This is a genomic window from Pseudomonas sp. SA233 (genome assembly GCF_054792385.1).
The window spans coordinates 2381068-2402471 of the sequence record NZ_CP096449.1; the positions used below are offsets into that span (position 1 = coordinate 2381068).

The following is a 21404-nucleotide window of genomic DNA, read 5'->3' on the forward strand; positions in this document are numbered from 1 at the left end:
GCCCCAGCAATCGTTGTTGTAATGCTTAAAGCCGGGGATCGCTTCGCGGCCCTATCGCGACACAAGGCCGCTCCTACAAGCAATCAGTCCAGGCGTCCAGCATTCTGTTTCTTGCCACTGCTGACCGTTTCCTGTCCCCGCTCGGCTTTGTCCATTGGCAACTGGTCGAAGTCGCGCAGGCCATCCTTGCGGTACGGGTCGCCGATCCAGCGCGGCGCCACCAGAAACTGCGGGCTCACCAGGCTCTTGGCCGGCTCGTAACGGTCGTAGCTCAGCCCGGCCAGGTCGGACAGGGTATGGATCAGGTGCGAGCTGCTGTAGGGGCGATCGGCCATCGCCTGCAAGTCGCGCGGGTGCTCGGCCTGCCAGCTTGGCGAAGTCCACAGCAAGAACGGGATGGTGTACATCGGTCGGGTCGGCGCGCCTTCGTTGCGCCCCAGGCGGTCGTGGTTGCCAGAGCTGTACACATCTTCGCCATGGTCGGACAGGTACAGCAGGAAACCATTGGGGGAACTGGCCGAGTAACGCTTGATCAGGCTAGACACCACGTAGTCGTTGTAGCGCACCGCGTTGTCGTAGAAGTTGTAGGTTTGCATCTGGTCGTCGGTCAGCTTGCCGGGCACCCCCTGGCGGTCGTTGAAGTGCGCGTAATCGTCCGGGTAGCGGTAGCGATAGTCCATGTGCGTACCCAGCAGGTGCACGATGATGAACTTGTTTGGCGCCGGGTCCTGCAGGGCCTTCTCGAACGGCGACAGCACCACGTCGTCGTATTGGCTGGCATTCTGGTTGCGCTGGTTGTTCAGGTAGACCGGCGCGTCCGTCTGCTGCGAGAAGGTGGTCAGCATGGTGTTGCGCTTGGTCATGGTCTGCTGGTTGGTGATCCAGAAGGTCTTGTAGCCGGCCTGTTTCATCAGGTTGATCAGCGACGGGTCGGTGAGGAAACGGTCCGGGTTCTGCTCGTCGCCGAAAGTGAGGATCTGCTGCATCACTTCGATGGTATACGGGCGTGGCGACACCACGTTGCGGAACACCGTCAGGCCCTTGTCGCTGGCGGCCAGCGCATCGAGGTTGGGCGTGGTGTCGCGGTTGTAGCCATACAGGTGCATGTGTTCGCGAGTGGTGGATTCGCCCAGCACCAGCACCAGCGTGCGTGGCGCTGCACCACTGCTGTCACGCAGGTTCTGCAGGGGCGGCAGCGCGGCGTTCTTGGCCAGCAGCTCTTGCATGTTGTCCAGTTGCTGGCGGTACTGGCGGTAGCCGACCAGCAGTTGCCAGGGCACGGCGGGCTCCATGCGTTGCTGCACTTTCTCCGCCGCGTCGGCGAAGCTGCGCTCCTGGGTGACCATCTGCTTGTAGAACGGGTACACCAGGTTGGCCAGCAGCAGCAGGGCGACCACCGGCAGGCGGCTGCGCAGTGGCAGGCTGACCGGGCGCACGCGCTTCCATAGCAGCACCGCCCCCAGCGTGTACAACAGCAATGCCAGGCCCAGCCAGGCGCTGAAGTACTGGCTGAAGTACTCACCGGCCTCGGCGGTGTTGGACTCGAACATCACGAAAATGACGCTTTGCGAGAACTCCTGGCGATAGATGCCGAAGTAGCTCAGGCCCACCAGCGAAGCAGCCCACAACACCAGGCCGATGACCGCTGCCGTGGCGCGAGTGAAACGCGGCAGCAGCAGTACCGGGGCCAGCCACAGGCTGCTGAGGAAGAATGCATCGCGAAAACCGGCGAACCCGGTGGTACCGCTGAACAGCAGCAACGCCTGGGTCACCCCCGAGAAGTACCAGAAGAACAGCAAAAGCCAGCCCAGGCCGGCCCAATCCACGCGCTTGGGCGAGGAGGGGGATGGAGTGTGTGACACGTATGCCTCGTCGTACTTGGCGGCCAGCGGATGTGCTCGTGGCCGGAAAGGGCGTGACGCTAATCTGCCGAGCGTGAAAATAACGTCAACGAGACGCTGGCCCAGGCAAGGTATGATGTATTCAGCCAAACCGGACTGACAGGTCGAGTGAGAATGAACCGTCGCAAGAAGATCAAGCAGCTACTGCAGGCGCACGCCAAGAAGGCCAGTGCCAAGCTGGCGCCGCGCAAGCCCAAGTACGTTTGCAAGGCCGACCGTTTGAAGATGGAGGCCGAGGCTGCGGGGGATACCCCCACCTGACTGGCTGACGCGGACCTTGTAGGAGCGGCCTTGTGTCGCAATCGGGCCGCAGAGCGGCCCCCTGGTTGCAGCATTACGGCAACCAATGCTGGGGCTGCTGCGCAGCCCTTTCGCGACACAAAGCCGCTCCCACATCGAGCGTGCCAACTGCGGATCAACGATCAACGGCGATAGTAGCGGTAGTCATCGTTATAGCGGTGGTGCATGGCCCGCTCATGGCGGTGTTCCCAGTCGCGGCGCCGTTCCCAGTCGCGTCGGCGTTCCCAGTCTCGCCGGCGCTCCCAATCACGGCGGGCCTGCTCGCGGCGCCACTGTTCGCGGCGCCAGTCGCTGCGGTGGTCATGCCAGCGGTCGTCATCGTGGGCCAGCAACGTGGCTGGCTGTTCATCGGCCACACTGGCCACCCTGGACCAGGGGTTGCCGGCAGGCTGCAACGGTGATTGAACCGCCGGGGCAGCCGCTGCGGGCGCCTTCATCTGTGTTGCCGATGCCGTGCCCATCGCCGCGAACGAGAACAGGCCGAGCAGCATCAACCTTGCGACATGTATTTTCATGAGCGAAGCCAACCTCTGATAACAATTGAGCCATCAGGCCAGCAGGTGTCGGGCGAACCTAGTCTCGCGTTCCGTTTCCTTTCTGTGCCTCCCACATAGACCGGTAAACGGGAAAAAGTTCGCAGCGGCAACAACTTGTAGAACTTCAGCGCTTCAAAAAAGGGCACCTTGCGCCTATGGCGACACAAAACAAGCTGTACCTGTGGCAGCGGCGCTCATTTACCATGGCGGTTGTTTTTGCCCATTACCAAGGAAACCCGCCATGAGCGCCCCCCAGTTTCGCACCCCCACAGCCGCCGATGCCGAACGCTGCTATGCCATCGAAATCGGTGCCTACGAAGGCGACGAGGCGGCCACGCTGGAGAAGATCCGCACTCGCATCGCGCAGTATCCGCAGGGCTTCCTGGTGCTGGAAAACGCGGGCGAGATCGTCGGTTTCATCAATAGCGGCTGTGCCCACGAAGTGGTGATGTCCGACGAGGCATTCAAGGAGTTGGTCGGGCATGACCCGGCGGCGCCACACGTGGTGATCATGTCGGTGGTGGTAGACCCGGCGCACCAGGGCAAAGGTTACGCCAAGCGGTTGATGGATGAATTCATCGTGCGCATGAAGGCGGCGGGCAAGCTGACCATTCACCTGATGTGCAAGGAACAGCATGTGGCGTTGTACCAGAAGCTGGGGTATCAGTACGTGAAGCCGTCGCCGTCGGACCACGGCGGCATGGCCTGGCATGAGATGCTCATGGTCCTCTGATTTCGCAAGACACGGCAGCGTTGCCGGCGATGGGCCGCCAAGGCGGCCCCGAATGGTTGCTTACTCGCCGCTGACCAGCTGGCGTGCCAACTGGTTGTGGCGCTCCAGCACCCGTGGCAGGTCGACCGTGGCCAGCTGGCCGTCCTTAACCACCACACGGCCATTGATGACACTGGTGTGCACCTGGGTCGGGGTGCAGAACACCAGTGCCGCCAACGGGTCGTGGTGGCCACCGGCATAGGCCACGTGGCCGAGGTCGAAGGCGACGAAATCGGCCACCATGCCTGGCGCCAGTGCGCCGATGTCATTGCGGTTGAGCACCTTGGCGCCGCCGAGCGTTGCAATTTCCAGCGCCTCGCGCGCAGTCATCGCGTCGGGGCCGAAGCCCACCCGTTGCAGCAGCAAGGCCTGGCGCACTTCACCGATCATGCTGGCGCCGTCGTTGGATGCCGAACCGTCGACCCCAAGGCCCACCGGCACCCCATGGTCGCGCATCTTGCGCACCGGCGCGATGCCCGAGGCCAGGCGCATGTTCGAGCATGGGCAGTGGGCGACACCCGTGCCGGTGCGGGCGAACAGTTCGATGCCGTGCTGGTCGAGTTGCACACAGTGGGCGTGCCACACGTCGTGGCCGACCCAGCCGAGGTCCTCGGCATATTCGGCGGGGGTCATGCCGAACTTCTCGCGGCTGTAGGCGATGTCGTTGACGTTCTCGGCCAGGTGGGTGTGCAACGACACACCGTACTGGCGCGCCAGCACGGCGGCTTCGCGCATCAGGTCGCGGCTGACCGAGAACGGCGAGCAGGGCGCCACCACGATGCGGCGCATCGAGCCGTGGCTGGCGTCGTGATAGTCCTCGATCAGGCGCTGGGATTCCTTGAGGATGTCGGCTTCCTTTTCCACCACCGAATCAGGCGGCAGTCCGCCCTGGCTGCGGCCCACGCTCATGCTGCCGCGCGCGGCGTGGAAGCGCATGCCGATCTCGTCGGCGGCATGGATGCTGTCGTCGAGCTTGCAGCCGTTGGGGTAGATGTACAGGTGGTCGCTGGAGGTGGTGCAGCCGGACAGGATCAGTTCGGCCATGGCGGTCTGGGTCGACACCGCGATCATCTCGGGTGTCAGGCGTGCCCAGATCGGGTAGAGGTTGGTCAACCAGTTGAACAGCTCGCCGTCCTGGGCCGCCGGCACCACGCGGGTGAGGCTCTGGTACATGTGATGGTGGGTGTTTACCAGGCCCGGGATGACCACCTTGCCGGCCATGTCCAGCACCACGTCGGCGTGTTGTGGCAGGGTATCGCTGGGGCCGACCTTGCGGATCAGGTTGCCTTCGATGAACATTCCGCCGTTCCTGATCTCGCGGCGTTCGCCGTCCATGGTGACCAGCAGTTCGGCGTTTTTGACCAGTAGCGTTCTTGGAGCATTTGTAGATGACATGGCTTAAGCCTGTCGCAATACGCATCGGCGATTACCGATGTCATAGGCGCATGGCATTGTAAGCAAGGTTTTTGTGGATTGTATACAGGGCTGATGGTCCTGTGCTGGCCTCTGTATGCGCGGCCCCCTGTGGGACCGCGCAAATGCTCGACAGCGCGTAAGTCACTCGGCCATCTGCAACTCCGGCAGCTTCACCCTGAACGCGCGGGTAAGCCCCAGTAGCACCACAAGGCCCATGCCCATCCAGCACAAACCGATGGTGAACGACAGGCTGGTAAGGCTGCTCCACAGCCACAACGTGCTGAGAAAGCCCAGGCCGGGAATGGCGCCATACAGCAAGTAGTTGCGACCACCACGCAGCTTCTGGTCGATGAGGTAGTGCTTGACCACGGCCAGGTTCACCGCCGAGAAGGCGAACAGTGCGCCAAAGCTGATCATGTTTGCCACCGTGTCGAGGGTGATCACCAGGGCAATCAGCGACAGCAGGCTGACCAGCAGGATGGCCGTGGCCGGTACGCGCTTTTTCGTCACCAGCTGGCCGAACGCGCGGGGCAACGCACCGTCGCGGCCCATGGCGAACAGCACCCGCGACACGCTGGCCTGGGACACCATGGCCGAAGCGAAACAGCCGGCCACGTAGGTGGCGGTGAAGGCCGTCACCAGCAGCTCGCCGCCGACCCGGCGCATCACATCCACCGACGCCGAGTCCGGGTCGGCGAAGCTGCCCCAGTCAGGGAACACCATCTGTGCGCAGTACGACACCACCAGGAACAACATGCCGCCGATCAGCGACACGGCAAGGATTGCCACGGGAATGCGGTAGGTCGGATTGCTGGTTTCCTCGGCCATGGTCGAGACCGCATCGAAGCCCAGGAACGACAGGCACAGCACGGCGGCGCCGGTCATGATCAACGGCACGCTGAAGCCTTCGTGGTGGAACGGCGCCAGCAGCGACACCGGCTGCGCCTGCCCGCTGAGGTTGTGGATGGACAGGGCGACGAACACGACGATGAACACCAGTTGCACCACCACCAGTATCCAGTTCACCCGGGTGATCGACTCGATGCCGATCAGGTTGAGGAATGTGACCAGGGCAATGGAGCCGGCCACCCACACCCAGGCGTGGATGGCCGGGAAGTACTCCGACATGTAGATGCCGATCAGCAGGTAGCTGAGCAGCGGCAGGAAGATGTAGTCGAGCAGCAGGGTCCAGCCGGCGATGAAGCCGATGTGGCTGCCGAAGGCCTTGCGGGTGTAGGTGTAGACCGAGCCGGAGTAGGGGTGGGCCTGGACCATGCGGCCGTAACTGTAGGCGGTCAGCAGCATGGCGGCGAGGGTCAGCAGGTAGGCGATGGGCAGGTGCCCCTTGGTCATCTGGGTGACCAGCCCATAGGTGGTGAATACTGCAAGGGGGACCATGTAGGCCAGGCCGAACAGCACCAGGGCGGGCAGCCCCATGGACTTGCGGAAACGGCCGTTGCTGGCGGTGGGTTGCGACGGGCTATGTGCAGGGCTATGGGCTGTACTTGTTGTTGTATGCATTGCTAACTCCTGGAAAGGGATGCAGGACGCCGCGGTATGCGAGCGGGCTCGATACCGGTAGGTGTTGTGCAAGGAGGTCGAGCGGGTGGCTCGCAGCGCTGGGGCGGGTTGATGCTCCCACACCCCGCCGGTACCCGGAATCACCCTTTGGGGTGAGCCGGGAGGGGCTTTGCCTGCTCACCCCAAAGGGTGATTTCGGTGTTTGCAGTGCCATGGGAGTATCTGGCCAACGACGCACCGCACTGGCAGCGGTGCCTTTACTTGAGACGGCAGGCCCAAAGTGACTGATCAATTGCTTTCGCAACAGTGGTTCGAGCACCTGGCCAAGGTCACCGAGGCGATCGGCCGACCGGGCTTTGCCGCCACCCTGTTTGCTGCGCTTGGCGTGATCCGGCCGATCCAGGCGACCACGGTGTACCTGTACCCGCACGACGGCATGCCCTGCGCGCTGTTCGAGCAGGACGACAAGGCGCCCTGGCAGCCCGAGGGCAATGTCAGCCGCTACCTGTCCGGCTTCTATCTGCTCGACCCGTTCTACGGCGCCTGTGTGGAGCAGGTCGAGTCCGGTTGCTACGGCCTGTTCGAAGTGGCGCCCGACCATTTCGAGGTCAGCGAGTACTACCAGTCGTTCTACCGGCACTCGCACCTGGAGGATGAGCTCAACTACATCCTGCAGGTCGCGCCCGGGCAGAGCCTGGCAGTATCGCTGGCGTTCACCGACAAGCTCGATGGGCAAACCCGTGCGTTGTTCGCGCGTATCACGCCCTGGGTGCTGGCGGTGCTCGGCAAGCATTTCGCCGGGCTGGACAGCCGCGCCGGGCGCTTCGAGAACATCCTCGAGCAGCGCATCCACGCGGCGCTTAACAACTTCGGCAGCTCGCTGCTGACCGAGCGTGAATGCCGTATCGCCCAGCTGATCCTGCGGGGCCACTCGACCAAGTCGCTGGCCGAGCGCCTGGGGGTGTCGGAGGACACCATCAAGTCACACCGCAAGAACGTCTACGCCAAGCTCGACATCGGCACCCAGTCCGAGCTGTTCTCCCTGTTCATCGACGCGCTGGCCAATGCCCAGGGCGTGCTGGGCAAGGACCCGCTGGAAAGCTACATGGGCAAGCTGCGCTGAGCGCAAGCCACCCTGCAACCCCACCGCAAAGGAAAACCAACAATGAATGCGCCTTTCGCCCCGCAACGCCAGACCCGTGACTACCAGGCAGCCGATGCCGCGCACCACATCCATGCCTTCCTCGACCAGAAGGCGCTGAACGCCGAAGGGCCGCGGGTGATCGTCGGTGGCGAACGCCTGCACCTGTGGGACAGCGAGGGCAAGCGCTACCTGGACGGCATGTCCGGCCTGTGGTGCACCCAGCTCGGCTACGGCCGCCGCGACCTGACAGCCGCAGCTGCCACGCAGATGGACCAGCTGGCCTACTACAACATGTTCTTCCACACCACCCACCCGGCGGTGATCGAACTGTCCGAGCTGCTGTTCAGCCTGTTGCCGGGGCACTACAGCCACGCGATCTACACCAACTCCGGCTCCGAGGCCAACGAGGTGCTGATCCGTACCGTGCGCCGCTACTGGCAGGTGGTTGGCCAGCCGAACAAGAAGATCATGATCGGCCGCTGGAACGGTTACCACGGCTCGACCCTGGCCGCCACGGCGCTGGGTGGCATGAAGTTCATGCACGAAATGGGCGGGTTGATCCCGGATGTGGCGCACATCAATGAACCGTACTGGTACGCCGAGGGCGGCGAGCTGACCCCGGCCGAGTTCGGCCGCCGCTGCGCCCTGCAACTGGAGGAGAAAATCCTTGAACTGGGTGCCGAGAACGTCGCCGGCTTTATCGCCGAGCCGTTCCAGGGCGCGGGCGGCATGATCTTCCCGCCGGAAAGCTACTGGCCAGAGATCCAGCGCATCTGCCGCCAGTACGACGTGCTGCTGTGCGCCGATGAAGTGATCGGCGGCTTTGGCCGCACTGGCGAATGGTTTGCCCACGAGTACTTCGGCTTCGAGCCCGACACCCTGTCCATCGCCAAGGGCCTGACCAGCGGCTACGTGCCCATGGGTGGCCTGGTGCTGAGCAAGCGCATTGCCGAGGCGCTGGTGGAGCGGGGCGGGGTGTTCGCCCACGGCCTGACCTATTCCGGCCACCCGGTGGCGGCGGCGGTGGCCATCGCCAACCTGAAGGCGCTGCGTGACGAAGGCATCGTGCGCCAGGTGAAGGAAGACACCGGGCCGTACCTGCAACGCATCCTGCGCGAGGTGTTCGCCGACCACCCGTTGATCGGCCAGGTGCAGGGTGCCGGGTTGGTGGCGGCGCTGCAGTTCGCCGAGCACAAGCCGACGCGCAAGCGCTTTGCCAATGAGAACGACCTGGCCTGGCAGTGCCGCACCTTCGGTTTCGAGGAAGGGGTGATCATTCGCTCCACCCTGGGCCGGATGATCATGGCGCCGGCACTGATCGCCAACCACAGCGAGCTGGATGAGCTGGTAGAGAAGACACGCATTGCCGTGGACCGCACGGCGCGCCTGGTCGGCAAACTCTAGACCGCTGATCCCTGTGGGAGCGGGCAAGCCCGCGAACACCGGTGAAGCCGGTGCCATCCACCGTGTCGCCTGGTTCGCGGGCATGCCCGCTCCCACAGAGGGAGTGCGGCGTGCTTGCGGACTGTGTGGTACCTGTTACTTGCGCAAGAAGACCGCACGACGGTCGCCTGGAGTACAAATGTACACCCTCGAATTCTGGCAACAACGTGCCTCGGACCTCTACCTCCCGGCCAATGCACTGATCGACGGCAAGCCCGTCAACGCACAGGACGGCGCCACCTTCGCCGCCATCAACCCCGCCACCAACAAGGTATTGGCCCAGGTCACCGCCTGCGGTCAGGCCGAGGTCGACCTGGCCGTCGCCAGCGCCCGCAGGGCTTTCGAGCAAGGCCCATGGCCGCGCATGGCCCCGGGTGAGCGCAAGAAAGTGCTGCTGCGCCTGGCCGAGCTGATCCTGGCCCATCGCGAAGAACTGGCCCTGCTCGACTCGCTGAACATGGGCAAGCCGGTCATGGACGCCTACAACATCGACGTGCCGGGCTCGGCGCAGGTGTTCGCCTGGTATGGCGAGGCGCTGGACAAGCTGTACGACCAGGTGGCACCCACCGCGCCCAACGCGTTGGCCACCATCACCCGCGAAGCCCTCGGCGTGGTCGCCGCCGTGGTGCCGTGGAACTTCCCGCTCGACATGGCCGCCTGGAAGCTCGCCCCGGCGCTGGCTGCTGGCAACAGCGTGGTGCTCAAGCCCGCCGAGCAATCACCGTTCTCGGCCCTGCGCCTGGCCCAGCTGGCGCTGCAGGCCGGTGTGCCGGAAGGTGTGCTGAACGTGGTGCCGGGCCTGGGCGAGCAGGCCGGGCAGGCACTGGGCCTGCACCCGGACGTGGACTGCCTGGTGTTCACCGGCTCCACCCAGGTGGGCAAGTACTTCATGCAGTATTCGGCCCAGTCCAACCTCAAGCAGGTATGGCTGGAGTGCGGCGGCAAGAGCCCCAACCTGGTCTTCGAAAACTGCCAGGACCTGGACCTGGCTGCGGAAAAGGCGGCATTCGGCATCTTCTTCAACCAGGGCGAGGTGTGCTCGGCCAACTCGCGGCTGTACGTGCAGCGCTCCATTCATGACGAGTTCATCGAGCGTCTGCAGGCCAAGGCCCGCCAGTGGCTGCCAGGCAACCCGCTGGACCCGGCGAGCCGTGCCGGTGCAATTGTCGATGCCGGTCAGGCTGGCCGGATCGAAGCCGCCATCGCCCGTGCCGGGCAGGATGGCGCGCGGTTGGTGTGCGGTGGTCGGCGCCTGACTATCGATGGTTCGGACAATTATATCGAGCCGACCATTTTTGCCGGTGTCGATGGCCGTATGAGCCTGGCGCGGGAAGAGGTATTCGGGCCGGTGCTGGCGGTCAGTGCCTTCGACAGTGAAGAGCAGGCCGTGTGCCTGGCCAACGACAGCATTTATGGGCTGGCGGCGTCGGTGTGGAGCGATGACTTCAACCAGGTGCACCGCGTGGCACGGGCGTTGAAGGCCGGCACCGTGTCGGTGAACACGGTCGATGCGCTGGACGTGACGGTGCCGTTCGGCGGCGGCAGGCAGTCCGGGTTTGGCCGCGACCTGTCGCTGCACTCGTTCGACAAGTATTCACAGCTCAAGACCACCTGGTACCAGTTGCGCGCCTGATACATCCGATCTTGCACCGCGTCGCCTGCTTCCACAGGTACTGCACTGGCTCAGGTGCTGCGCGGTCCCTGTGAAAGTGGGCAAGCCCGCGAAGCAGGCGACGCGGTACCCGGATCATTCATGGCGTTCCGTTAATTTTCCTTGCCAACCCGGCAGAAAGCTCGGGTCCGCTCTACACTGCTGCCAAGATGGGGCAGGGCTATGTGCCGCCACGCCCCCGTCTCGCTGCCTGCGAATGGCTTCTGCCTGCATGATCGTCCTGGCTGCCCCGTCAAACCGCCATACATGGAGTACCTGAGATGGGCTGCGTGTCGAATGGTCGTGCTGCTGGCAACGCTGGACGTGGCATTTCACTGCAGTGGCTGGTGGCACTCGCCATCGTGCTGGGCATGTTGCTGCTCGGCGCCGCCCTGGCCTGGCAGGGCTATCACGGCATTCGTCAGACCTTGGTGGCCGCAGCGGGTGATTCTGCCCAGCAAATAGGCAAGACCATCGACGAGCGCGCCCGGCGCCTGATCGACCCCGTGCACAGCAGTATCCGCCTGCTCGCCCACAACCCGGCCGCGCAAACCCCGGCTCAGCGCCTGGAGCGCTTGCCGCAACTGGTCGAGACGCTGGACGCCAACCGCATGCTAAGTGCTGCCTACATCGGTTACCCCAGTGGTGAGTTCCTGCTGGTGCGCCGCTTGCGCGACCCGCAGATGCTGCAGCGTTTCGCCGCACCGCCGGGCACGGCATTTCTGGTGCAGACCGTCAGCCGTGAGGGCGGGGCGGTGCAGGGTGAATGGCGCTTCTACGACCGCTCGCTGAACCTGCTACAGGCCCAGGCCAAGCCTGAATACCGCTACGATCCGCGCACGCGCCCATGGTTTGTCGAAGCCAGTGCCCAGCCCACCACCGTGCTGACCCACCCCTATGTGTTCTTCACCACCCGCGAGATCGGCCTGACCATGGCCCAGCGCAGCCTCGACGGCGGGGCGGTGATCGGCATGGACGTTTCGGTCGACGACCTGGCCAGTGAGACACAGGGCCTGCGCATGACCCCCGGCACCGAGATCGTCGTGATCGACGACCAGGGCAGCGTGGTGGCCTACCCGGACCTGCAGCGGGTAATCGTGCACGAAGGGCAGGCCGTGCGCTTGTCGCGCATCGACGAACTGGGCATTCCCAGCCTGGAGCACCTTTACGCCGACCTGCCGCAAGGCACCCGGCCGCAACCTTATCAGGTGGACGGGCAGACCTGGTATGGCATGCGTGTGCAACTGACCAACCTGGCCGGGCAGGACCTGCAGGTGCTGATTGCCGTGCCAGGCCATGAGTTGCTGGCCGGTGCACGCAAGGTACTGCTCGAACAGTTGCTCTGGACCGCTGCCCTGATAAGCGTGCTGCTGGTGCTCGGTGGTGTGCTTGGCCGGCGTATCGGCCGCCCGTTGCGGTTGCTGGCTGAACAGGTACAAGGCCTGGCCGGCTTTGATTTCAGCCGCGAAGTCGGGGTGCGCTCGCGGGTATCCGAAGTGCGCGAGCTGAGCCGCGTGCTTAGCCGCATGTCCGGCACCATCCGCAGCTTTCAGGCGATTACCCTCACACTCAGCAGCGAGCGCGACCTGGAACGCATGCTCGACGGTGTGTTGACCCATCTGGTGGAAGCCGCCGGGGGCAGTGCCGGCGTGGTTTACCTGTTCGATGCCGAACACGCCTTGCTGCGTCTGGCCGCTGCCTGCCATGGCGAGCAGTACCCTGGCGAGCTGGCCGTGGATGAGACTGCCCAGCAGCACCTGGCCACGGCAGTGAGCCAGGCCCTCGGCCTGCATGAGGGCACCCTGGCCTTGGTGCTGAATGACCGCAGCCAGGCGCTGCTGGGCATATTGATCCTGCAACTGGGCGATGGACATGTACACGAGCAGGCAGGCCAGCCGTTGCGCAGCTTTGTCGCGGAACTGTCCGGGGTGGCGGCGGTGGCGATCGAGACGCGCCAGCTGGCCGAAGCCCAGCAACGTCTGCTGGATGCCATGATCAAGTTGCTGGCCGATGCCATCGATGCCAAGAGCCCCTATACCGGTGGCCATTGCGAGCGGGTGCCACAACTGGCGCAGATGCTGCTGGACCAGGCGGTGGCGGCCGAAACCGGCCCGTACGCCAGTTTCAACATGACCGCGGCTGAACGCTACGAATTCCACGTCGCGGCCTGGCTGCACGACTGTGGCAAGGTGACCAGCCCCGAGTATGTGGTGGACAAGGCGACCAAGCTGGAAACCTTGTACAACCGTATCCACGAGGTGCGCATGCGTTTCGAGGTGCTCTGGCGGGATGCCGAGCTAGCTTATTGGCAAGGCCTGGCCAGCGGTGGCGACCAGCAGGCGCTGCAAGCCACCCTGGTGCGCAGCCAGGCGCAGCTGCAGGACGACTTCGCCTTCGTCGCCCAGGCCAACATCGGCGGCGAGTTCATGCAGGACGCCGACATCGAGCGCCTGCAGCAGATTGGCCAGCGCCTTTGGCAGCGCCATTTCGACAACCGCCTGGGCATCTCCCGTGATGAGCTGGAGCGCTTTGCCGACGTGCCTCCACCTGCGCTACCGGTTGACGAGCCACTGCTGGCCGACCGCCCTGAGCATTGCGTGCCCTGGGGCCCCCGCAAGCCGCCGGTGGCCAAGGACGACCCGCGCAACCGCTGGGGCTTCGACATGCGCCTGCCGGCCTGTGCCAGCAATTACGGCGAGCTGTACAACCTGGCGATCCGCCGCGGCACGCTGAATGACGAGGAACGCTTCAAGATCAACGAACACATCGTGCAGACCATCATCATGCTCAGTTCCTTGCCGTTCCCCCGCCAGCTCAAGCGGGTTCCGGACATCGCTGGCAACCACCACGAGAAAATGGACGGCAGCGGCTACCCGCGCAGGCTGGGCGAGCAGGACTTGGGCATTGCCGAGCGGGTGATGGCGATTGCCGACATCTTCGAGGCGCTGACCGCGGCCGACCGGCCCTACAAGGCGCCGAAGACCTTGTCCGAGTCTGTGAAGATCCTGGTGGGCATGGCCCGCGGCGGGCACATCGACGGCCAGTTGCTGGAGCTGTTCCTCAGCAGTGGGGTGTACCGCCAGTATGCCGAGCGGTTCCTGCGTGCCGAGCAGATCGACGAGGTGGACGTGGTGTACTGGCTGGAGCAGATGCGTTGCCCGGCCTGAACGAAAAATCAGATTTAGCCCCTTCCTTGTAGGCCATTTCCCAAAGATACTCACGCCGCCTGTTTCCCGTTGCGGCCTCTTTGGCAGCGCTCTAGTCTCGGCGGGTCGCTGCACATCAGCGATCGGCTTTGACAGGCCGCGACGAGATACTTCGCATGGCTTTGCCCTTCATGGTGGCTGTGCATGGGGCACGTTCGCGTGCGCCGGTTCTGGTATCCGCCGGTCTGTCAACCTATGTACAGCTGCCACCTACTTGTTTGACAGCAGGCCGGTAGTGGCCCAACAAATGGATACCAACGCATGCTGAAAGTTGTCCCCGATCCACCCCACATCCCCCGATTCCTTCGAAGACACTTTGCACCAGGGCATAAGTAATGTGTTGCCTGTTCTGGCCTCTTCGCGGGCACGCCCGCTCCCACAGGATCTTCACCGTACTCAAGAGTTGCACAGTACCTGTGGGAGCGGGCGTGCCCGCGAAAGGGCCAGTGCAAGCAGTCGAGAAATTTCAGGGGATTCACCAATGACCACAGAAGAGACCCAATTTACCGTCGGCAAGACCACCTTCTACCAAGGCGAAAACGGCACCCATCCACTGTTCCGCATCGAGCCCGGCATCCCCTGCCGCGATGCCCGCGAGCAGTCCTCGGAATTGATGGGCTATGTCCGCGAACTGACCATCACCGGCCTGATGGATGAGAAACCGATGATGATCTGGGCCGCCCATTACCTGAGCGCGATGGCCAAGGCGCTGATGGATGATGCCGAGCTGGGCATGAAGCAGTGAGAGTTTGCCTTCAGGTCGCATGAGGGCCGCAAGGTGTTTGCCGTGGCAGTTTCAGCGCCTGTCAGATCGAGCGCCGCCCGCGCGGCGCTTCGCGGGGCAAGCCCGCTCCCACATTTGTTGCAACGTGCCAAGCCTGTCAGGCCATAGTTGCCCGCTTTGTTGGCATGACGATATCTCTCCGTTGGCGCGGCTGCCGCCCCACCTATCTTCAGTCGTGCGCCAAGGCTGACGACCATGGCCTCACAGGCATGGCCACGTTGCAACAAATGTGGGAGCGGGCTTGCCCCGCGAAGCGCCGCGCGGGCGGCGCTCGGTCCTACAGGCGCTGCAATCCTTTCGGCATACAGGACAAATCACTCATACTCCCGCGCCCCGGCAATATGCCGCCCGGCCACATAGCCAAAGGTCAGCGCCGGGCCCAGGTTGATACCACCCGACGGATACCAGCCGCCAAACACGCTGGCCATGTCGGTACCCGCCGCATACAGGCCAGCAATCGGCTGCCCAGCTTCATCCAGCACCCGGGCATTCCCGTCGGTGCGCAGCCCGGCAAAGGTGCCAAAGCAGCCGGGCTGCACCTTCACCGCATAGAACGGCCCATGTTCGATGGGCGCCACGCAAGGGTTTGGCCCCTTGTGCTGCGGGTCACCCTGCTTGCGGTTGAACGGTGTGGAACCTCGGCCGAACGCCGGGTCCTGGCCGTTGCGGGCATGGTTGTTGAAGTCGCTGACCGTGGCGCGCAACCCTACCGGGTCGATGCCGCAGGCCTGGGCCAACTGCTCGAGGGTGGCAGCCCGCTTGAGATAGCCGCTGCGCACGTGCGGCCACACCGGCAGTGGCGCCGGGCGGGCGTGGCCCAGGCCGTAGCGGCGCAGGAAACGGTGGTCGCAGACCAGCCACGAACACACCTCTTCGCCCTGCGGCACCGCCGCGATCATCGCTGACACGTAGTCGTAGTAGCCATGCGCTTCGTTGACGAAACGCTTGCCGTTGGCCAGCACGCCGATGATGCCCGGTTTGCCGCGTTCGATGATGTGCGGGAAATGGCCGACGCTGCCGTCGCGGTGCGGCACTCGCGAAACCGGCGCCCAGGCCACCGGCGACTTCAGGTCGGTAGCGACCACACCGCCGGCCGACTCGCCCAGGCGCAGGCCGTCACCCGAACAACCCTTGGGGGGCAGGGCCAGGTTGTCATGGCCACTGGCATCGCGCGGGAACAGTTGCTGGCGGCGGGCGTTGTCGTTGGGGAAGCCACCCGCCGCAAGCACCACGGCCTTGGCACGGATCAGTTGCTCGCCCTGCGGTGTAGCCACCAGCGCGCCCCGCACCTGGCCATCCTCGACCAGCAGGCGTTTGGCCGGCGCCGATTCCTGCAGGCGCACGCCCAGGTCTTGTGCCGACCTGGCCAGGCGGGCCACCAGCGCCACGCCGTTGACCAGGTGCATCGCCCGGCCATACCGGGCCAGGTGGTACAGGTGGCGGCCAAAGCGTTTGCACACGTGCAGCAAGGCCTTGGGCGAGCGGGTCATGTTGAGGAACGCGGCAAGGTCGGCACCCGCCATTATCGGCATGCCCATGAACGAGGTTTCGCGCATGGTCTTGCGCAGGCGTGGCAGCAGCGCACCCACCTCGCGGGCGTCATAGGGCGCGGCAATCACCTGGTGCCCGCCCTGGGCCGCGCCCGGTGTGTCGCCATGCATGTCGGGGATGCCGTTGCCGTCGGCAAACTGCAGCGCCGTGTGCTTTTCGAAAAACGCCACCATGTGCGGGCAGGCTTCGAGGAAGGCGTCGACGCGTTCGGCGTTGTAATACGCCCCCAGTTCATTGCGAAGGTAGGTACGCGGCTGCTCGATGTCTTCCTCAATGCCAGCCCGGCGTGCCAGCGGGTTGCGCGGCACCCAGGCCCAACCACCGGACCAGGCGGTGGCGCCGCCGAACACTGGCTCCTTCTCCACCACGATCACCTTCTGCCCATGCCAGGCCGCCGTCACGGCCGCAGCCAGCCCGGCGGCACCAGAACCTATGACCAGCACATCGCATTCGGTTTCGTAGGGAGCGGAAGGCATTGCGGGATTCCTGTATTGTTATTGGAACAAGGTTCCACATTCTTATCGGCAGCGAATCGGCCCGCAAGGGTATGGCCGCCCTTCCGGGCAAGTAATGGGCGATAACCGGACAGTTCGTGCCGCCCTTGCTGCGGCGGCTATCGGCGGTGTGGAATCATCTTCTAGAATTCGCAGAAATTTCAGGGACCTGTGTCATGGCTGGTAGTCAGATCGAACGCGCCTTCAGTCTTGTAGAAAGCCTTACCGGTGAGCCGCAAGGGCTGCCGTTGCAAACCCTGGCCGAGCGCCTGGATATCCCCAAGAGCGCCACCCATCGCATGCTCACCGAGCTGGTGCGGCTGGGCTATGTGCGGCAGAACCGGGACAACAGCCGGTACCAGCTGTCGGCCAAGCTGGTGGCGCTGGGCTTCCGCTACCTGGCCAGCAGCGGTGCCGACATCATTCAGCCGATTCTCGACCGCCTGGCCCAGGACAGTGGCGAACTGGTGCGCCTTGGCGTGATCGACGGCGCCCGCCAGACCTGGATCGCCAAGTCCCAGGGTGCCCGCTCCGGGCTGCGCTATGACCCGGACATGGGCCGCGACGCGCCGCTGTTCTACACCGCGTCCGGGCATGCCTGGCTGGCCAGCCTGGACGATGAGCAGGCGCTGCAGATGGTATTGCGCCAGGGCATTGCCGACCCGGCGCAGTTCGGCCCGAATGCGCCGCGCTCCACCGACGAGTTGCTCAGCTACCTGCGCCGCGCCCGCGAGCGCGGTTATGCCTGGGTCGAGGAAACCTCGGCCATTGGCACCTCGGCCCTGGCTGCGGTGGTGCGCCGCCCGCAAAGTGACGAGGTGATCGGTGTGCTGAGCATTGCCGGGCCCAGTGCGCGCCTGGCGCAAAGCCGCCTGGCAGAACTGGCGCCGCTGTTGCTGGCGGCGGCAGAGGAACTGTCGGCGGCCAGCCGGGCCAGTGAGTTGTTCGCCTGAAGGTGCATTTCCGGTCGATTACCGCACACTCTGTCCTGCGGCTTCTTCTTAAAAGCTGAACCTGGTTCTAAATTGTCGAATGTGGATTGTGGAATAAGATTCCGGAATCCGCATGACAACAATGACAAGAGGACAGGCTGTTGAACGCACCCCTTCGTATTGCCTTGATCGGCGCCGGCAGCATGGGCCGCCAGCATTACCAGCATTTGCTGAATGTGCCGCAGGCCCAGCTGTGCGCTGTGGCCGACCCGGGCCCGCAGGCCGAGGCCTTTGCCGCCGAATGCGGCGTGCCCTGTTTTGCCGACCACCGCCAGATGCTGGAGCACGCGCGCCCCGAGGCAGTGATCGTCGCCAACCCGAACAACCTGCATGTCGCCACCGCCCTGGACTGCGTCGAGGCAGGTGTACCGGTGCTGGTCGAAAAACCGGTGGGCGTGCACCTGGATGAAGTCCGTGCGCTGGTGGAAGCCTCGCGCCGCCACGATGTGCCGGTGCTGGTCGGCCATCATCGCCGGCACAACCCGCTGATCGCCAAGGCTCACCAGGTGATTGCCGACGGCAAGCTGGGCCGACTGATCAACGTCACCGCGCTGTGGCAGTTGCAAAAGCCCGACAGCTATTTCGACACCCCCTGGCGCCGCGAGCCGGGCGCTGGCTTCCTGCTGACCAACCTGATCCATGACCTCGACCTGTTGCGCCACCTGTGCGGCGAGGTGGTACAGGTGCAGGCATTCACCCGCAACGATGTGCGCGGTTTTGCCAACGAGGACAGCGCCGCGGTGCTACTGCAGTTCGCCAATGGAGCATTGGGCAGCCTGACTGGCTCCGACGCGGTGGCCGCGCCGTGGAGCTGGGAGCTGGACTCCGGCGAAAGCCCGGTCTACCCGCGCCAGGATGGCCAACCGTGCTACCTGCTGGCCGGCACCCAGGGGGCGCTGAGCATTCCGCAACTCAAGCGCTGGCACTACGCCGAGGCCGGGTCGGGCTGGCACACGCCGTTGTTGCAGAGCGAGGAAAGCATCCCTGCCGGCGAGGCATTGACCTTGCAGTTGCAACACTTCGTGCGGGTTGCCCGGGGTGAGCAGGCGCCACTGATCGATGCCGCCGATGGTGGCCGTACCCTGGCGCTGATCGAGGCGATCCGCCAGGCCGCGGAAACTGGCCGGGCCTGTGCGCCCGAGCACATTGCTTGAATTGTCGGGTGACGATAATGACTGATCGAATTTTCTCTCTGGCAGCGCTGACGGTACTCGAGCTGTCCCCGCCGGACATGGTCGAGGCAGCTGCCCGCGCCGGTTACAGCCACGTTGGCCTGCGCCTGGTGCCCGCCACCGAGCAGGAGCAGCATTTCCCGCTGGTGGCCGATGCAGGCCTGCGCCGGCAGACCCAGGCGCGCCTGCGCGACACGGGCATCAAGGTGCTCGACCTGGAGATCCTGAGGCTGAAGCCGGAAACTTGTGTCGCCGATTTCGAGCCGATCCTGGCGGTGGGCGCCGAGCTGGGCGGCACGGAGCTGCTGGTGGCTGGCAACGACCCGGATGAAGCGCGGCTGACCGAGCGCTTTGCTGCGTTGTGTGACCTGGCGGTGGGGTATGGCATCCATCCGCATCTGGAGTTCATGCCCTGGACTGATGTGCGTGACCTGCGCCAGGCCATGCGGGTGGTGGCCAACGCCGACCGTGCCAATGGCTGCGTGCTGGTGGATGCCTTCCACTTCAACCGCTCCGGCTCTTCGCTGGACGATCTGGCGCAACTGGCACCGCAGCGCATGCGCTATGCCCAGCTGTGCGACGTTGCCGGCCCGGTGCCGGCCGAGATGGACGAGATCCTGCGCCAGGCACGCAACGAGCGGCGCTTCCCGGGCGAGGGCGATGCCGATCTGGTCGGCCTGCTGCGCGGCTTGCCGCCAAATGTGCCGTTGAGCCTGGAGATCCCCACACGGCAGTTGCTGGAACAGGGTATGAGCGGCGAACAGCGTGCGCGTATGGCGCTGGAGAAGGCCATGGCAGTGTTGGCCAGAGTCTGATTGATAGAGGGCGGCGCATGGCACGGGCTACCGCCCGTGTTCGCGGGCACGCCCGCTCCCACAGGTAACTGTGGGAGATTGCCCTGCCCTTTGGGCTGCGCTGTCGCGCAGAGAACCAATATCGCTCGTCTGACGCGTCCTTTGTAGGAGCAGCCTTGTGCTGCGAAGAGGCCGGTACAGCCAATAGACAGGCTTTGTCAGCCCCGGCCTCTTCGCAGCACAAGGCTGCTCCTACAGAACCTCGCCGAACCAATGCTGGCTTGCCGGCGATGAGGCCGGGCAGGCAAGAACTGCTGTTTGCTGACTGGCCAAAAAAAGGGCCCGCAAGGGCCCCGTAGAGGAAAATGGTCAGCGCGTTCAGGCGCTCTCGATCTTGCGCGGCGCCATGAAGTACATCCACACCAGCGCCAGGAAGTACATCGCCGGGATCATGGTGAACAACACGGCATAGTTGTTATTGGTAGCGGTCAGCACGCTACCGACGATCTGCGTCATGAACATCCCGCCAATCGCAGCGCACATGCTGCCGAAACCGAACACCGTGCTCACCAGGTGCTTGGGCGTGTAGTCCATCACCAGGCTCCAGATATTCGCCGTCCATGCCTGATGCGCGCCCACCGCCAGCGAGATGGCCGCCACCGCGACCCACAGGCCACTGGCGTTGGCGGCAAAGGTGACGCTGACCATGGTGCAGGCGAAGATCAGCATCGACACCAGCCGCGCGGTGGTGGCGCGCACGCCACGGCCGATCAGCCAGGAAGACAGGATGCCGCCGCCGATGCTGCCGAAGTCCGCCGTCAGCCAGATGATGATCAGCGGGATGCCCATCTGGGTCACGTTGATGCCCAGGCTGTATTGCTGATTGAGGAACGGTGGCAGCCAGTACAGGTAGAACCAGAACACCGGTGCGGTAATCGCGTAGGCCACCGCGAAGGCCCAGGTGCCACGAAGGCGCAGGATACGGCTGAACGGCACGCGGGTTGGCTCGGGCTCGTCATCCTGCTGGATGTACTCCACCTCGCTCTGGCGCACGCGCGGGTGATCTTCAGGGTTGTAGTACTTCAACACCCACAGCACCACCCACACCAGGCCCAGGCTGCCCATGGCGATGAACGCGGCCTGCCAGCCCCAGACGGCCAGAATCATCGGCAGCAGGGCCGGTGTGACCATGGCGCCGACGTTGGTGCCGGCATTGAACAGGCCGGTGGCGATGGCCCGCTCGCCAGCCGGGAACCACAGGCGCACGGTCTTCACGCAGGCCGGGTAGTTGGCGGCCTCGGTCAGGCCGAGGATGAAGCGGCAGACCATGAAGCCAGCGGCCGAGGTGGCCAGGCCGTGAGCGCCGGTGGCCAGGCTCCACAGCAGCACGGCGAAGAAGAACGCGCGCTTCACCCCGACCTTGTCGATCAGCCGGCCCTGCAGCAGGAAGCCGACCGCGTAGCCGACCTGAAACCAGAAGTTGATGTTGGCGTAGTCCATCGCCGTCCAGCTCATTTCCTTGGCCAGGACGGGCTGCATGATGCCGAGCGCGGCACGGTCGATGTAGTTCAGGGTGGTGGCGAAGAACACCAGGGCAAGCATGCCCCAACGGGTCTTGCCGACGCCGAAGGCGCCGCGAAGCTTGTCGCCGATCGAACCCTGGGGCATCCGGGGGGCGGCGGGGGTGGTCTTGGAGTGGTTCATAAACTGCTCGATTCTTGAAATTG

General features: G+C 64.5%; 16 protein-coding genes. 10 read left to right on the top strand and 6 right to left on the bottom strand.

The annotated features are described in order from the left end of the window. Positions 1 to 83: 83 nt before the first annotated feature. Positions 84 to 1862: a phosphoethanolamine transferase CptA gene (locus M1D87_RS11100; RefSeq protein ID WP_123084968.1), complete on the bottom strand. Its 1779-nt coding sequence runs from the start codon at positions 1860 to 1862 to the stop codon at positions 84 to 86. Between the two features lie 153 nt (positions 1863 to 2015). Between M1D87_RS11100 and M1D87_RS11105 the strand changes: the two genes are divergently transcribed. After that, positions 2016 to 2162 (top strand): DUF2986 domain-containing protein, encoded by a 147-nt coding sequence (locus M1D87_RS11105; protein WP_123084969.1) that lies wholly within the window; start codon positions 2016 to 2018, stop codon positions 2160 to 2162. 161 nt (positions 2163 to 2323) lie between these two features. Here the strand turns inward: M1D87_RS11105 and M1D87_RS11110 are convergent, their stop codons facing one another. Next, positions 2324 to 2692, bottom strand: coding sequence for a hypothetical protein (locus M1D87_RS11110; RefSeq protein WP_123084970.1), 369 nt, complete (start codon positions 2690 to 2692; stop codon positions 2324 to 2326). Between the two features lie 286 nt (positions 2693 to 2978). Here M1D87_RS11110 and M1D87_RS11115 point away from each other — a divergent pair, with 286 nt between their 5' ends. Further along, positions 2979 to 3470: a GNAT family N-acetyltransferase gene (locus M1D87_RS11115; protein ID WP_123084971.1), complete on the top strand. Its 492-nt coding sequence runs from the start codon at positions 2979 to 2981 to the stop codon at positions 3468 to 3470. 60 nt (positions 3471 to 3530) lie between these two features. Here the strand turns inward: M1D87_RS11115 and M1D87_RS11120 are convergent, their stop codons facing one another. Continuing rightward, a complete protein-coding gene (locus M1D87_RS11120; RefSeq protein WP_123084972.1) occupies positions 3531 to 4904 on the bottom strand; it encodes an 8-oxoguanine deaminase in 1374 nt (457 codons plus the stop codon). A gap of 162 nt (positions 4905 to 5066) precedes the next feature. Next, the gene (locus M1D87_RS11125; RefSeq protein ID WP_123084973.1) at positions 5067 to 6446 is read right to left on the bottom strand and encodes an APC family permease; all 1380 of its coding nucleotides are present in this window, start codon (positions 6444 to 6446) and stop codon (positions 5067 to 5069) included. Between the two features lie 280 nt (positions 6447 to 6726). Here M1D87_RS11125 and M1D87_RS11130 point away from each other — a divergent pair, with 280 nt between their 5' ends. The 5 genes from M1D87_RS11130 to M1D87_RS11150 all read left to right on the top strand — a co-directional run bounded on the left by M1D87_RS11130 (position 6727) and on the right by M1D87_RS11150 (position 14635). Further along, positions 6727 to 7569 (top strand): helix-turn-helix domain-containing protein, encoded by an 843-nt coding sequence (locus tag M1D87_RS11130; protein ID WP_123084974.1) that lies wholly within the window; start codon positions 6727 to 6729, stop codon positions 7567 to 7569. Between the two features lie 42 nt (positions 7570 to 7611). Next, complete coding sequence (locus M1D87_RS11135; protein WP_123084975.1) at positions 7612 to 8994, top strand: aspartate aminotransferase family protein; 1383 nt, start codon at positions 7612 to 7614, stop codon at positions 8992 to 8994. Between the two features lie 178 nt (positions 8995 to 9172). Next, positions 9173 to 10666: an aldehyde dehydrogenase gene (locus M1D87_RS11140; RefSeq protein ID WP_039613332.1), complete on the top strand. Its 1494-nt coding sequence runs from the start codon at positions 9173 to 9175 to the stop codon at positions 10664 to 10666. Positions 10667 to 10965: 299 nt separating this feature from the next. Then, positions 10966 to 13851 carry an HD domain-containing phosphohydrolase gene (locus tag M1D87_RS11145; protein ID WP_123084976.1) on the top strand — a complete coding sequence of 962 codons (2886 nt, stop codon included), beginning with the start codon at positions 10966 to 10968 and terminating at the stop codon, positions 13849 to 13851. 520 nt (positions 13852 to 14371) lie between these two features. After that, positions 14372 to 14635 (top strand): DUF3077 domain-containing protein, encoded by a 264-nt coding sequence (locus tag M1D87_RS11150; protein ID WP_085721595.1) that lies wholly within the window; start codon positions 14372 to 14374, stop codon positions 14633 to 14635. Positions 14636 to 14988: 353 nt separating this feature from the next. On the opposite strand, the gene M1D87_RS11155 is transcribed toward M1D87_RS11150, so the two are convergent. Next, positions 14989 to 16701 carry an FAD-dependent oxidoreductase gene (locus M1D87_RS11155; RefSeq protein WP_123085849.1) on the bottom strand — a complete coding sequence of 571 codons (1713 nt, stop codon included), beginning with the start codon at positions 16699 to 16701 and terminating at the stop codon, positions 14989 to 14991. Between the two features lie 194 nt (positions 16702 to 16895). Between M1D87_RS11155 and M1D87_RS11160 the strand changes: the two genes are divergently transcribed. From M1D87_RS11160 to M1D87_RS11170, 3 genes are all read left to right on the top strand, one after another. Beyond that, on the top strand, positions 16896 to 17672 hold the full coding sequence (locus M1D87_RS11160; protein ID WP_023662480.1) for an IclR family transcriptional regulator: 777 nt from the start codon (positions 16896 to 16898) through the stop codon (positions 17670 to 17672). Positions 17673 to 17812: 140 nt separating this feature from the next. Continuing rightward, positions 17813 to 18865 carry a Gfo/Idh/MocA family protein gene (locus M1D87_RS11165; RefSeq protein WP_123085848.1) on the top strand — a complete coding sequence of 351 codons (1053 nt, stop codon included), beginning with the start codon at positions 17813 to 17815 and terminating at the stop codon, positions 18863 to 18865. 17 nt (positions 18866 to 18882) lie between these two features. Then, positions 18883 to 19698 (top strand): sugar phosphate isomerase/epimerase family protein, encoded by an 816-nt coding sequence (locus M1D87_RS11170; protein ID WP_123085847.1) that lies wholly within the window; start codon positions 18883 to 18885, stop codon positions 19696 to 19698. A 357-nt stretch (positions 19699 to 20055) separates the two neighbouring features. On the opposite strand, the gene M1D87_RS11175 is transcribed toward M1D87_RS11170, so the two are convergent. Further along, positions 20056 to 21381: an MFS transporter gene (locus M1D87_RS11175; RefSeq protein WP_123084422.1), complete on the bottom strand. Its 1326-nt coding sequence runs from the start codon at positions 21379 to 21381 to the stop codon at positions 20056 to 20058. Positions 21382 to 21404: the final 23 nt, after the last annotated feature.